Annotated in this window: 12 protein-coding genes; 10 read left to right on the top strand and 2 right to left on the bottom strand. The window is 71.7% G+C overall.

What is annotated here, in order from left to right:
- The first annotated feature begins 131 nt into the window (after positions 1 to 131).
- The 8 genes from ACLQ3B_RS07495 to ACLQ3B_RS07460 all read left to right on the top strand — a co-directional run bounded on the left by ACLQ3B_RS07495 (position 132) and on the right by ACLQ3B_RS07460 (position 8,883).
- Complete coding sequence (locus ACLQ3B_RS07495; RefSeq protein ID WP_425778591.1) at positions 132 to 1,163, top strand: medium chain dehydrogenase/reductase family protein; 1,032 nt, start codon at positions 132 to 134, stop codon at positions 1,161 to 1,163.
- A 356-nt stretch (positions 1,164 to 1,519) separates the two neighbouring features.
- Positions 1,520 to 1,693, top strand: a complete 174-nt coding sequence (locus tag ACLQ3B_RS07490) for a hypothetical protein (RefSeq protein ID WP_425778589.1) — start codon at positions 1,520 to 1,522, stop codon at positions 1,691 to 1,693.
- Positions 1,690 to 2,694, top strand: coding sequence for a glycosyltransferase family 4 protein (locus ACLQ3B_RS07485; protein WP_425778587.1), 1,005 nt, complete (start codon positions 1,690 to 1,692; stop codon positions 2,692 to 2,694). The genes ACLQ3B_RS07490 and ACLQ3B_RS07485 overlap by 4 nt, the downstream gene beginning before the upstream one ends.
- Before the next feature lie 116 nt (positions 2,695 to 2,810).
- Entirely contained in the window at positions 2,811 to 3,947 is a 1,137-nt protein-coding gene (locus ACLQ3B_RS07480) for a glycosyltransferase (protein WP_425779822.1), read from the top strand.
- Positions 3,944 to 4,996, top strand: a complete 1,053-nt coding sequence (locus ACLQ3B_RS07475; RefSeq protein ID WP_425778585.1) for a glycosyltransferase — start codon at positions 3,944 to 3,946, stop codon at positions 4,994 to 4,996. The genes ACLQ3B_RS07480 and ACLQ3B_RS07475 overlap by 4 nt, the downstream gene beginning before the upstream one ends.
- A complete protein-coding gene (locus ACLQ3B_RS07470) occupies positions 4,993 to 6,483 on the top strand; it encodes a glycoside hydrolase family 130 protein (protein ID WP_425778583.1) in 1,491 nt (496 codons plus the stop codon). Before ACLQ3B_RS07475 ends, ACLQ3B_RS07470 begins: the two co-directional genes overlap by 4 nt.
- 28 nt (positions 6,484 to 6,511) lie before the next feature.
- The gene (locus tag ACLQ3B_RS07465; RefSeq protein WP_425778581.1) at positions 6,512 to 7,729 is read left to right on the top strand and encodes a PP2C family protein-serine/threonine phosphatase; all 1,218 of its coding nucleotides are present in this window, start codon (positions 6,512 to 6,514) and stop codon (positions 7,727 to 7,729) included.
- An 86-nt stretch (positions 7,730 to 7,815) separates the two neighbouring features.
- Positions 7,816 to 8,883 carry a DUF2855 family protein gene (locus tag ACLQ3B_RS07460; RefSeq protein WP_425778579.1) on the top strand — a complete coding sequence of 356 codons (1,068 nt, stop codon included), beginning with the start codon at positions 7,816 to 7,818 and terminating at the stop codon, positions 8,881 to 8,883.
- A gap of 6 nt (positions 8,884 to 8,889) precedes the next feature.
- Here ACLQ3B_RS07460 and ACLQ3B_RS07455 read toward each other — a convergent pair whose 3' ends face one another.
- Positions 8,890 to 9,696 carry a SigB/SigF/SigG family RNA polymerase sigma factor gene (locus ACLQ3B_RS07455; RefSeq protein WP_425778577.1) on the bottom strand — a complete coding sequence of 269 codons (807 nt, stop codon included), beginning with the start codon at positions 9,694 to 9,696 and terminating at the stop codon, positions 8,890 to 8,892.
- Between the two features lie 232 nt (positions 9,697 to 9,928).
- Positions 9,929 to 10,114: a hypothetical protein gene (locus tag ACLQ3B_RS07450; RefSeq protein ID WP_425778575.1), complete on the bottom strand. Its 186-nt coding sequence runs from the start codon at positions 10,112 to 10,114 to the stop codon at positions 9,929 to 9,931.
- A 321-nt stretch (positions 10,115 to 10,435) separates the two neighbouring features.
- Between ACLQ3B_RS07450 and ACLQ3B_RS07445 the strand changes: the two genes are divergently transcribed.
- The gene (locus ACLQ3B_RS07445) at positions 10,436 to 12,319 is read left to right on the top strand and encodes a sigma-70 family RNA polymerase sigma factor (protein WP_425778573.1); all 1,884 of its coding nucleotides are present in this window, start codon (positions 10,436 to 10,438) and stop codon (positions 12,317 to 12,319) included.
- 14 nt (positions 12,320 to 12,333) lie between these two features.
- Positions 12,334 to 13,002 (top strand): DUF305 domain-containing protein, encoded by a 669-nt coding sequence (locus ACLQ3B_RS07440; RefSeq protein ID WP_425778571.1) that lies wholly within the window; start codon positions 12,334 to 12,336, stop codon positions 13,000 to 13,002.
- The last annotated feature ends 178 nt before the right edge of the window (positions 13,003 to 13,180 follow it).

Below are 13,180 nucleotides of genomic sequence, written 5' to 3'. Positions count from 1 at the left end.
GAGCCACTACTGACCGAGCCACTACTGACCGAGTCACCCCTGACCGACTCCGATGCTGGGCCGCTTCGGCGGCCCACTCTTTGAACCCGAAAAGTGTGTAAGTGCACACTTACAAACAAGGGAGAAGTCCGATGACCACCCACACGACGATCACCGAAGTGGTGCTGCCCGGCGTGGTGGAGCCTGACGGCCTCCAGCTGCACCGACGCGCGATGCCCGTCCCCGCCCGAGGGCAGGCGCTCGTCCAGGTCGAGGCCACCGGTATCTCGTTCGCCGAGCAGCAGATGCGCCACGCTCTCTACCCCGGCCAGCCGAAGTTTCCGTTCGTGCCCGGCTACGACCTCGTCGGCACGGTCCGGGCGGTCGGTCCCGGCGGCGACGATGCGCTGGTCGGCACCCGGGTGGCGGCGGTCACCAAGACCGGCGCCTGGGCCACGCACGCGCTCGTCGACATCGACGCCCTGACCCCCGTACCCGTGGGCCTGGACCCCGCCGCGGCCGAGACCGTCGTCGTCAACGGGGTGACCGCCTGGCAGATGCTGCGGGACGCCGACCTGAAGGCCGGGCAGACCATCCTTGTTCATGGCGCGAACGGCGGCGTCGGGAGCGTGCTCGTCCAGCTGGGCCGGCACCTCGGCCTGCGGGTCATCGGCACCGCCGCCGAACGGCACCACGCCGGGCTGCGCGAACTCGGCGTCGAACCGCTCGACTACCGCGACCCGGACATGGCCGCTCGGGTCCGCGAGCTGTCGCCAGGTGGCGTCGACGCCGTCTTCGACCCGGTCGCCGGCCCGGGCGTACGCACCTCGTACGCCCTGCTCGCCCCCGGCGGCAAACTTGTCGTCTACGGCAACGCCGCCGCCGTGGGCACCGGGCAGTCGGTCGTGTGGGTCTTCGTGAAGCTGCTGACCCGCCTCTACACCTGGAACGCGCTGCCGAACGGCCACCGGGCCGGTTTCTACAACTTCTGGGCCGGTCAGCTCACCCGCCGTGCCGCGTTCCGCCGTCGCCTGCGCACCGACCTCGGCATCGTGCTCGACCTGCTGCGGCAGGGAGTGATCGTGCCGCAGATCGCCGCCCGCTACCCCCTCAGCGAGGTCTCCGCCGCGCTGGTGTTCGCCGAGAATCGCAGCCGGGCCGGCAAGGTCGTGCTGGAGCCCTGATCACCGACTACGTCGAGGGCATTTGTGGGTCGATCGGCGCCGCTGACGGCACGTTCCGAAAGAACCGGGTTCCGGTGCGTGTGCAGCCCGATGCCCCGAGGGCGTACGGTGGACACGTCGCCCGGGACCCCGGTGGCCGCCAGATGCCGTCGCCACCAGCCCGTCAGGGGCGTTATCGATCGTCATCCCCACCGCCGCCACCTGCTGGTCGTGCTGTTTGATCGCCGACCACGTCCCGGCTGTCGGATTCGCCGTTCAGGGCGGCCGGGACGGCTGAAGATCCGGATGCGACAGGCGCGTTCACGCCGCTGTCCGTGCGAATGATCGTTTCGAACGCCTTGATGAGGGAGTACCAGATGAGGATCGCCAGGGAACGGATCGTCGCCGCACTACGCGAGCGGGGTCAGCAGGCCCGGGCCGACTGGGTCGAGCGGGAGCTGCCGGAGCGCGTGGACCCGGCCAAGCACTCCGGGCTGCTCGCCACCCTCAACCTCAACCCAGCTGATCTCGTCGACGCGTCATCCCCTTGAGGATTGCGCTGCTCGGACCGGTCGCCTGGCGTACGCCCCCACTGCACTACGGCCCGTGGGAGCAGGTGACCGGCCTGCTCGCCGAAGGGCTTGTCGGCCGCGGGTTCGACGTGACGCTCTTCGCGACACTGGACTCCGTCACGTCCGCCCGGCTCGACGGAGTCTGCCCACGGGGGTACGCGGACGACCCGGACCTGGACGGCCGGGTGTGGGAGGCGATGCACGTCTCCCACGCGATGGCCCGCTCGGCACAGTTCGACGTGGTGCACAGCCACCTGGACTGGCTGCCCCTGGCGTTCGCGGAACACTGCCGCGCGCCGCTGCTGACCACAGTGCACGGCTTCTCCGGCGCGGGGATCCTGCCCGCCTACGGCCGGGCCCGCTCGTCGTACGTGTCGATCTCCGACGCCGACCGGGCGCCGGAGCTCGACTACGTGGCCACGGTGTACCACGGCGTCGACGTCGGCGGACTGCCGTTCACCGACCAGGCCGGTCCTGGCCTGGCCGCCTTCGGCCGGATCCACAGGGACAAGGGCACCCACACCGCGATCGAGATCGCCCGCCGCGCCGGCCGGCGACTGACCATCTGCGGGATCGTGCAGGACGAGCGGTACTTCGCCGAAGAGGTCGCCCCACACATCGATGGCGACCAGGTCGTCTTCCTCGGTTCGGTGGGGCCGCGACGGCGTGCCGAGGTGCTGGGTGACAGCACCGCACTGCTGCACCCCATCGCCTTCGACGAGCCGTTCGGGCTGTCGGTCGTGGAATCGATGGTCTGCGGCACCCCGGTCGTCGCCTACCGGCGGGGGTCCATGCCCGAGGTCGTCGACGAAGGGGTGACGGGTCTCCTCGTCTCCACCGTCGACCAGGCCGTCGAAGCGATCACCCGGGTCGCCGGCCTCGATCGGGTGGAGTGTCGGGCCCGGGCCTTGAAGCGCTTCAGCGCGGACCGGATGGTCACCGACTATCTCGCCGTCTACGACAAGCTCGTCGGCAACTGACCGAGCTGCACCGCTCTCCGTTCCGCCGGTCACACACGCTGACCGGCGTGCGCCGTCCCCGCGTGAGGCTCACCCCGTACCTCTGCGGTGGCCGACAACCGGAAGGCCCCACGTTCATGCTCAGCTACGGATTCCTCAGCACCCACCCACCGACCCGGTGCGGTCTGGCCACGTTCAACGCCGCCCTCGCCGCCCAGCTGACCGCCGACGGCAGCCGGGGCGGCATCGTCCGGGTCACCGATCACGGCGACGACCAGCGGCCCGTGCCCGGGGTGGTGCACACCTGGTCGGCGCGTGACCCGGCCGGCTGGCGGGAGGCGGCGACGGCCCTGAACGCGTACGACGTGGCGATCGTCCAGCACGAGTACGGCATCTACCCCGGCGCCGACGGCGAGGAGGTGCTGCCGTTGCTGCGGCGGCTCAGCGTGCCGAGCATCGTGGTCCTGCACACCGTGCTCAGCCGGCCCTCGGCCCGGCAGAAATCCCTGTTGGAGCAGATCGTGGCGACCGCCGGGGCGGTCGTCACGATGACCGACACGGCCCGCGACCGGCTGCTCGTCGGGTACGCCGTGCCAGCGGGCAAGGTGACGGTGATCCCGCACGGCGCGGCCGAGCTCGCCGGTGTACCCGTCGACAGGCGTACCCGCCCGCACCTGCTGACCTGGGGGCTACTCGGGCCGGGCAAGGGCATCGAGTGGTCGTTGCGGGCCCTCGCGCGGTTGCAGGATCTGGAGCCGACTCCGACCTACACGGTGGCGGGACGGACCCACCCGAAGGTGATCGAGCACCACGGTGAGGTGTACCGGGCGGGGCTGCACCAGCTCGGCGCCCAGTTGGGCGTCGCGCACGCCGTCGACTACCAGGACATCTACCACGACCAGGAGGCGTTGGGCCGGTTGATCCGCTCCGCCGACGTGGTCGTCCTGCCCTACGACTCCCGCGAACAGGTCACTTCCGGCGTGCTCATCGAAGCGGTGGCCGCCGGTGTGCCCGTCGTGGCGACGGCGTTCCCGCACGCCGTCGAGCTGCTGACCGGTGGGCCCGGTCTGGTCGTACCCCACCAGAACCCGGCGGCACTGGCCAAGGCGATCCGGCGGGTCCTGACCGAACCGGGCCTGACCGCCCGGTTGGCCGGGCGGGTTCGTCCGCTGGCCGCGCACCTGCGTTGGCCTGCGGTGGCGGCCCGCTACGGCAGCGTCGCCGCAGAGCTCGTCGATGCCCGCTCACCCGCCGTCACCGCCGTGCCGGCGTGACGGCGACCACCGGACGTCCCCGGACGTCGACGGGTGGGCGCTGGACGACGGCACCCGCGCCCAGCTTCGCGCACCTGGCTCGGCTGAGTGACGACACCGGTCTGTTCGAGCACGCACGGCACGCCATCGTCCGACGTGAGCATGGTTACTGCACCGACGACGTGGCCCGTGGCCTGGTGGTCGTCAGCCGCGAGCCGGAGCCGAGCGAGGAACTGCTCCGGCTGGCGGAGCGATACCTGGCGTTCCTGACGCACGCGCAGGACGCTGGCGGCGCGTTCCACAACCGACTCGGGCACGATCGCCGCTGGGTCGACGAACCGGGGCTCGGCGACTGGTGGGGTCGAGCTCTGTGGGGCCTGGGCACGGCCGTCGCCCACAGCCCCGCCCCATGGGTACGCGAGGAGGCGCTCGTCGCCTTCAGCCGGGGCGCGACCCGGCGGGCCAAGGCCCCGCACACGATGGCCTTCGCCGGTCTCGGCGCGGCCGAGGTCCTTCGTCGTCACCCGGGCCACGTCGCCGCCGCGTCCCTGCTGGCGGACGCGGCCAGCACGATCGGCCCCCCAGGCTCCGATCCGAGGTGGCGGTGGCCACGGCAGGAGCTGACGTACGCCAACGCCGCCCTCGCCGAAGTGGTCATCGCCGCGAGCCAACTTCGCGAGGGCGGCCCACCTCTCGACGACGGCCTGCACATGTTGACCTGGCTGAGCGATGTCCAGCTCCGCGACGGGCGGTTGTCGGTCGTACCCGCCGAGGGCTGGCGGCGCGGCGCCGTGCGGCTGCGGCACGACCAGCAACCGATCGAGGTCGCCGCCTTCGCCGACGCCTGCGCCACGGCGGCCGCTGTCACCGGGGACCCGGAGTGGGAGAACGGGGTGCGGCAGGCGGTCGGGTGGTTCCTCGGCGACAACGACCTGGGCATGCCGATGTGGGATCCGGCGACCGGCGGCGGCTACGACGGGCTGACCGCGCACGGGCCCAACCTCAACCAGGGGGCCGAGTCCACCCTCGCGCTCATCTCCACCCTGCAGCACGCCCGGCGGTGGTCGTGACCCGGAGTCTGGCCGTCCGGCAGGATGTCACCCTCACCCCGGATCCACGTCGCGTCATCATCAAGCTCTTCGTTCCGGGTGAGGATGCCGCAGTGGTACGGACCCGCGCGCAGGCGCTCATCGACCGGGTCGCGCGCCTCGACGACGAGGAGACCGCCCGGCTGCTGCGGGACACCCTCGACCGGTTCGGCGCCCGGCACCGCGACCTGGCCGACACCTTCCAGCACCACTACGACCTGGTCCGGCACCGCGCCGCGCGGGCCCGGGACCTCTCGCCGAACAGCCGGCTGCTGGTCGGCGCCTACTTCAGCCACGAGTACGCCGTCGAGGCCGCCGCCCTGTGCAACCCGTCGATGGTGGCCCATCCGGACCAGACCGATCTCGGCCCCGGGCAGTTGCGCGTCGCCATCAGCCTGCGCCAGGTCGGGGAGGGCCACGTGTCCTCGATCGGTTTCGCCACCGCGATCGTCGGACCGGGGAAACAGCTCACGGTCGCCGAACGGGCCGGGCCGTTGGCCGTCGGGCAGCGGACCGGCGTACGGCACCGCCGGGACCTGCTCGCCGCCGGCCTGGCCGAGGAGGACTGCGACAACGAGGTCGCGGCCACGGTGCTGGACGCGTTGCCGGAGTGGTACGACGAGGCCGCCTTCGAGCGGGTGCTCGGCAACCTGCCGCGCGACCTGCTCTCCCGCAGCACCGGCTTGGGGACCGTCGAACAACTGCGTCGTACCAACGCCGGTAGCTACGCCACGGCCTTCCCCGCCGACACGGCCCTGCACCAACGGGTGCTCTGGCCAGCCACCCCGGCGGAGAGCAACGGCATGGAGGACGCGCGGTTCGTCCGCTTCGTCGATGAATCCGGACCGGTGTACCGGGCCACCTACACCGCCTACGACGGCCGGAACATCGCCACCCGCGCGCTGGCCAGCGACGACCTGCGCCAGTTCGAGATGACCCCGATGCGCGGTCCGGGCGCCCGGAACAAGGGGCTCGCGTTGTTTCCACGTACCGTCGGCGGCCGGCACCTGGCACTGTGCCGGGCCGACGGCGAGACCATCGGCCTGACCGCTCTCGACGGCGAGAACCGCTGGCAGGCGCCGACCCCGTTGCACGCACCGGGCGAGAGCTGGGAGTTGATCCAGGTCGGCAACTGCGGATCACCGATCGAGACCGACGTCGGCTGGCTCGTGCTCACCCACGGTGTCGGGCCGATGCGTCGGTACGCGATCGGTGCGCTCCTGCTCGACCTGCACGCACCGGAGCGGGTCGGCGCGCTCCTGCCCGGTGCGCTTCTCGCCCCCGACGACAGGGACCGGGACGGGTACGTGCCGAACGTCGTCTACTCCTGCGGTGCTCTCGTGCACGACGGTGAGCTGTGGGTGCCGTACGGGGCGAGTGACGCCCGGGTGGGATTCGCCACCGTGCCGCTGTCCGCGCTCCTCAGCGCGATGGTCGAGGCGAGCGGAGAATGCGCTGGGGCGGGGTAGCCTCACCGCTGGACAGGGGGAGGTGGGCGTGGTCGACGTCGGCGAGGTGGTGCGTTGGTTGCAGCTCAACGCGCCGCGGGGTGGCCCGGACGAGGTGTCGCAACTGGTGGCCCGTGCGGCGCCAGGGATCGACGCCAGCGAGATCGTGATCTATCTGGCCGACTACACGCAGACCCTCCTCGTGCCGCTGCTCGGCGCGGGTCTCGACCGGGACCAACTGCCGATCGAGACGACGCTCGCCGGTCGGGCCTTCACCACCCTCGACATCCAGCGTGCGCCCGACAACCCGGACCGGGTCTGGGTGCCGCTGCTGCTCGGCTGTGAGCGGATGGGCGTACTGGAGATCGTCTCGCCGGCCGCCGCCGACCAGGCGATGGATGGTCCGGCCTGGGAGGTGGCGGTCAACATCGCCCAGATCCTGGTCAACCGCCGGCTCTACGGTGACGTGGTCGAGCGGATGCGGCGGCGGATGCCGATGCAGGTCGCGGCCGAGATCGTCTGGGGTCTGCTCCCGCCGCTGACCTTCGCCACCGACGACCTGGTGGTCACCGCCATCCTCGAACCGTGCTACGACGTCGGCGGCGACATCTTCGACTACGCGTTGAACGATGACGTGCTCAGCGTGGGGCTCTTCGACACCTGTGGGCACGGCATCAAGGCGAGCACCCTTGCCTCGTTGGTGGTCAGCGCGTACCGCAACGCCCGTCGGTGTGGCCTCGACCTGGTCGACACGGCGATCAGCATCGACAGGTGGGTGCGGTCCGAGCACCCGAACTTCTTCGCGACCGGGTTGCTGATCGAGTTGGACCGTCGGACCGGCCGCCTCAGCATCATCAACGCGGGGCATCCCGGTGCGATGTTGCTGCGTGACGGCAAGGCCGTTCGGGAGCTTCCGGGGCCGACCGTCTTGCCGCTCGGCCTGGGCCACCTGTCCCCGCACCGGCCACGGGTGCACGAGGAGAATCTGCACCCGGGTGACCGCATCCTGGCCTACACCGATGGCATCACCGATGCCCGTAGCGCCGAGGGGGAGCAGTTCGGGCTGGACCGGCTCGTCGACTTCGTCAACCGCGCCCTCAACGACGGGTTGCCCAGCCCGGAGACGATGCGCCGCCTGGTCCGCGCGGTTGTCGGCTATCAGGACGACCAGCTCGAGGACGACGCGACGGCCCTCTTCGTGGAGTGGCGGCCACCGCACCTGCCGCTCGCGCACCTCCGTGACCTCGCCGCCACCACAGGTCCGTGACCGCGTCCCCGACCCCGACCCGCGCAGTGGGATTTTGCACTCACAGTGCACTTGTCTCCGATTGCGAGACTGTCTAGCGTCACCTCATGGCTGACTCATGGACCTTCGCCGTGGCGCGTGACGACCTCGGGCAGACCACGCTCGTCGACGGCCCCGTCCCCGCCGTGGCCGAGGGCGAGGCGCTGCTGCGCGTGGACCGCGTCGGCCTCACCGCCAACAACGTGACCTACGCGGTGCTCGGCGACTCGATGCGCTACTGGCAGTTCTTTCCGCCGGCGGCCCAGGGGCTCGGGCCGCAGTGGGGCCTGCCGCCGCTCTGGGGCTTCGCCGAGGTGGTCGCCTCGGCGGTGGCGGGGGTCGACGTGGGGCAACGGATCTACGGTTACCTCCCGCCCGCCGGGCACCTCGTGGTACGCCCGGACCGGGTGGACGCCTCCGGATTCCGCGAGGCGAGCCCGCACCGGGCCGAGCTGCCGTCGCCGTACAACGCGTACCGGTCGACCACCGGCGACCCGGCGTACCAGCGCGACCAGGAGGATCTGCTGATCCTGTTCCGGCCGCTGTTCTTCACCTCGTTCATGCTGGCCGACCAGGTTGTCGACAACGACTTCTACGGTGCCGAGACGCTGCTGGTGTCATCGGCGTCGAGCAAGACCGCGTACGCCGCCGCGTTCGAGCTGCACCGGCGCGGACCGCGCCTGGTCGGCCTCACCTCACCCGGCAACGTGGCGTTCACCCGGTCGCTCGGCTGCTACGACGAGGTCGTGTCGTACGACGACATCGACGCCCTCGACGTGGTCCCGACCGTCTACCTCGACCTGTCCGGCGCGCCCTCGACCCGTGCCGCCCTGCGTCGACGCCTCGGCGACCGACTCCTCCGGGACATCGCGGTCGGGCTCACCAACCAGACCCCGAACGCCGCCGCCGCCGAGGAGGTGTTCTTCGCGCCGGTGCAGATGCGCAAGCGCAGCCACGACTGGGGCCGCGACGGGCTCGACCAGCGGTTCACCGAGGCCTGGCAACGGTTCACCGCAGTCGTGAGCGGGTGGCTCGACGTTCGGGTGGGCACCGGGCCGGCGGCGCTTCCACACACGTGGCTCGACGTTCTCGCCGGTCGTACGCCGCCACGGGTGGGGCACGTCATCCAACTGTGACCGGGTTCAGGCGGCGATGTCCGGGGTGAGCTGGAGGCGCAGCGCGGCCAGCGAGCGGGTGATCAGCCGGGACACGTGCATCTGCGAGACGCCGATCCGGTCGGCGATCTGGGCCTGGGTCAGGTTGCCGTGGAAGCGCAGGCTCAGGATCTCGCGTTCGCGTTCCGGCAGCGTGGCCAGTGCCGGGCCGAGGGCGACGCGGATCTCGACGAGATCGAACGCGCGGTCGTCGTCGCCGAGGGTGTCCCCGAGCTCCCGGCTGCCGTCGGCGCCGGTCGGGGTGGACAGCGACGTGGCCCGGTAGGCGCGCGCACCCTCCAGCCCTTCCAGGACGGTCTCCTCGGTCACGTCGAGGTGGGACGCGATGTCGGCGACGGTCGGCGAGCGGCCGAGGGTCTGGGTCAGGGCGCTGTTCGCCGCGGTGATCGACAGGCGTAGCTCCTGGAGGCGACGGGGCACGCGCACCGCCCAGGTGCGGTCCCGGAAGTACCGCTTGATCTCGCCGATGATCGTGGGAATGGCGTACCCGCTGAAGTCGACACCTCGGCTGTGGTCGAAGTTGTCCACGGCCTTGATGAGCCCGACGAAGGCGGTCTGGGCCAGGTCGTCGTCGGGTGCGCCGCGTCCGCCGTAGCGGCGCGCCAGGTGCCTGGCGAGCGGCAGCCACGCCTCGATGGCGCGGTCGCGCAGTGCGGGGCGGCGGGGGTCGTCGGCCGGGGTCGCCTTCATCGCGGCGAGGAGCTCGTCCGGGCTCTGGTCACTGCTTCGCTGATCGGTGCGGGTGCTTGTCGCGTTGTCGACGATGGTGGCCATGTGGGTGGTCCTTCCCGCAGGCCCGTCGATCGAGTCGACCGGAAGGGTCTCCGAACCGGCTGCCGCCGGGGCGCACGTACGGGCGAAGGTGCGCTGTCGCAAGGCCACGAGCACGGGCCTCGCCACCGCGTCATGTCGTTCACTTGATGACCCGGACGCTACCCGAAAGACTGACTATTTTCTAGCCGAAAGTATGAACCCTGGCGTTCGGGGTAGGGGTGGCGCGCTCGGATCAGCCGCGCTGGTCCGCAGCGTCGACGGCGGTCGAGGCCGGCGGGGCCGGCTGCACCGCGAACGGGTGGCGCAGTTGCCGCATGGCCTCCTCGCTGCTGTCGAAGGTCACCGCCGGTCCGTCCAGCCCGTCGCCGTTCGACGTGGCGAGGAACAGGTCGGTTCGATTGTTGTCGTTCGAAGTCATGCAGGGATCCTGTCTCTACCGAAGGGGTGCGTCTGAGGCCCCGGCAACGTCGGCCGTGCGACCTGGTGACGCTTCGGCGCACACGCTGGCGCCCGAATGCTGGTGTCCTGTGCACGGGCGAACGCCCGGCGACACCGACACCCCGCACCATACCCGGCGCCGACGCCTCGTATGCGCCGCCGACGGACCCGCGCCGCTTGTGGCGAGCCAACCGCCCGGGAATTCTGTAATCCCACCCGCTGCCGTGAGTCTCCGATCTTGAGGGCGGTCAGCGCACCCAGCGTGGGCGCCGCGCGGATCAGCACACGAGGAGTGAGACAGATGTCGTCAGCCGGTCGAGCACTGCCCGATGTCGGGTCGGTCGTCGCGGCCAGGCAGGGCGACCAGCGCGCTCTCGACGACGTCGTCGCGGCCTCGCTCCCGCTGGTCTACAACATCGTCGGGCGGGCGCTGCGCGGGCACGCCGACGCCGACGACGTGGTCCAGGAGACGTTGGTACGGGTGATCCGGTACCTGCCCGCGCTCAACGACCCGTCGGCCTACCGGTCCTGGCTGGTGGCGATCACCATCCGCCAGGTGCGTGACTGGGAGACGCGCCGCCGCGTCGCGCTGAACCGCGATGCCGGGCTCGACGCGATCCACAACGTGCCCGACCCCGCCTCCGACTTCGCCGGGATGACGATTCTCCGGCTCGGTCTCACCGACCAACGACGCGAGGTCGCCGAGGCGACCCGCTGGCTCGACCCGGACGACCAGGAGCTGCTCTCGCTGTGGTGGCTGGAGGAGACCGGCGAGATCACCCGGAACGAGGTCGCCGACGCGCTCGGGTTGTCACCCGGGCACCTCGCGGTGCGGATCCACCGGATGAAGGAGCAGATCCAGAGCGCCCGTGCCGTCGTACGCGCGCTGCGCGCCCGCCCCGGCTGCCCGGACCTGGGCGCCGTGACCGCCGAGTGGGACGGCACTCCCAGCTCGCTGTGGCGCAAGCGACTGGCTCGACACGTCCGCGACTGCGCGTTCTGCGGACGGCTGGGCACCACGCTTCTGCCCATCGACCGGCTGCTCGCCGGTCTGCCGCTGCTGCCGCTGCCGGCGGGACTCGGCGCCCACCTGCCGAACGCGGCCGCCCCCGCGGCCGCCGCGCAGGCCGTCGCGCCCCCGAGCCCGACGGTCGGACACCCCGCCGGGCCGACCCCACCCGGTGGGGTGTCCGCCGATGCGGGCGGCGGCCAGAGCGTCGTCGACCTCGCGGTGAACCGGCCCCGTGGCCTCGTACCGTCCCTCGCCGCCGGTGTGGCCGCCGCCGTCCTGGCCATCACCATGGCGGTGGTGATCCTGCCGGACGAGCCGTCCGCACCCTCGTGGGCGGCGCCGCCGTCCGCGGCCCCCACCGCCGTCGCCACCCCGAGCGTCGCGCCCTCGCCGAGCGCGCGGCCGTCGTCGAAAGCTCCGGTCGCGCCGGTGGTCGGCCCCGTGCGCAAGGGCGTCGGGGTGTGGAACTTCGCCGGGGCGAGTCAGGCGTTGGCGAACTCCAAGGCCGGCTGGTACTACACCTGGGGCACCCAGCACCCGGGGATCAGCACTCCACGCGGTGCGACGTTCGTGCCGATGATCCGCAGCGCGGAGAACGTCACCGCCGCGGAGCTGGCGCGAGCCAAGGCCGCCGGGCCGTACCTGCTCACCTTCAACGAGCCGGACATGCCCGAGCAGGCGAACATGACAGTCGAGCAGGCGTTGGACCTGTGGCCGCAGCTGATGGCGACGGGCAGCAGGCTGGGCAGCCCGGCGGTCGCCTGGGGTGGCCCGGACCCGCAGGGTTGGCTGGACAGGTTCATGACCGGCGCCCAGGCCCGCGGCCACCGGGTGGACTTCATCACGCTGCACTGGTTCGGCGCAGACTTCACGACCGCCACCGCGGTGGCCCAACTCCGGCAGTACCTCCAGGCTGTCTACCAGCGGTACCGGAAGCCGATCTGGCTTACCGAGTTCGCGCTGATCCGCTTCGACGGGGGCGGTCCGCAGTTTCCCGGTCAGGAGCAGCAGGCGGCCTTCCTGACGGCGGCCACCGCCATGCTCGGCCAACTCTCCTACCTGCAGCGCTACGCCTGGTTCGGTCTACCCGCCACGGACAAGGACCGGTCCGGGTTGTTCAGCGACGGGACCGAGGCGACAGTCGTCGGCCGCGCGTTCCAGGCCGCCCGTTGAGCAGGGACGAACGGATGGACCAGCAGACCAGGGCACAGCGCCTTGGGTCGCGCGTCCGGGCCGGGCGGTTGGCAGGTGTCGTCGCGACCCTGGTCGCCACGGCGTTGACCGTCGGTCTCACCCAGGGTTGGGGTCGCACCGAGCACGCGCCGGTGCCCGCGTCGGCCGCAGCCTCGTCGGCCGCTGCGGCGCCGACCGCTCCGGTGGTGCTCAACGGCACCGACGACGCCTTCATCCAACTGCTGATCCCGATGAACGAGGGCGCCCTCGCGCTGATCGACCAGCTCGACACCCGACCGGCGGACGCGGATCCGTCGTTGCGGGCCCTCCTCGGCGAACTCCGGAAGGCCCATCAGGCGGAGTTGCGGGACCTGCGGGGGCTTCTGGCCGCTGGCAACGTGCCGGAGCTGAACATCCACGAGGGGCATCAGATGCCCGGCATGGTCACCGATGCCAGCCTCGCCGAGCTGCGAACCGCGTCCGACGCCGAGGTGTCCTCCCGGGCGGCCGCCCTGATCCGGGCGCACCTCACCCAGACTGTGGTGCTGTGCCGGGGTGAGCAGGACGCCGGGGGAAGCCCGGAGCTGAGGGCGCTCGCCGGCCGGATGCAGCAGGCGCGGGCCGCCGAGCTGCGCACGCTTGACGACCGGCCCGGCGCGCCCACCGCCGCACCGGCCGGCTGAGCATGCCGCCCAGAAGACCTGCCGATGCGGGCGGCTGACCTGCACGCCGACGTTCGTCCCCCGGCACGGGCGTCCCGCCCCGCCCACCGCGCCGTCGCGTCGGACGCGGTCCGCCCGGCCCGGCGTGTGACACACCGGCCCAGTAGCGCATCGCCGCCCGGCGCGGACGCCTCGGTGC

The sequence above is a fragment of the Micromonospora sp. DT53 genome (assembly GCF_049841535.1).
GTDB lineage: Bacteria > Actinomycetota > Actinomycetes > Mycobacteriales > Micromonosporaceae > Micromonospora.
This window is presented reverse-complemented; position numbering and strand designations above follow the sequence as displayed.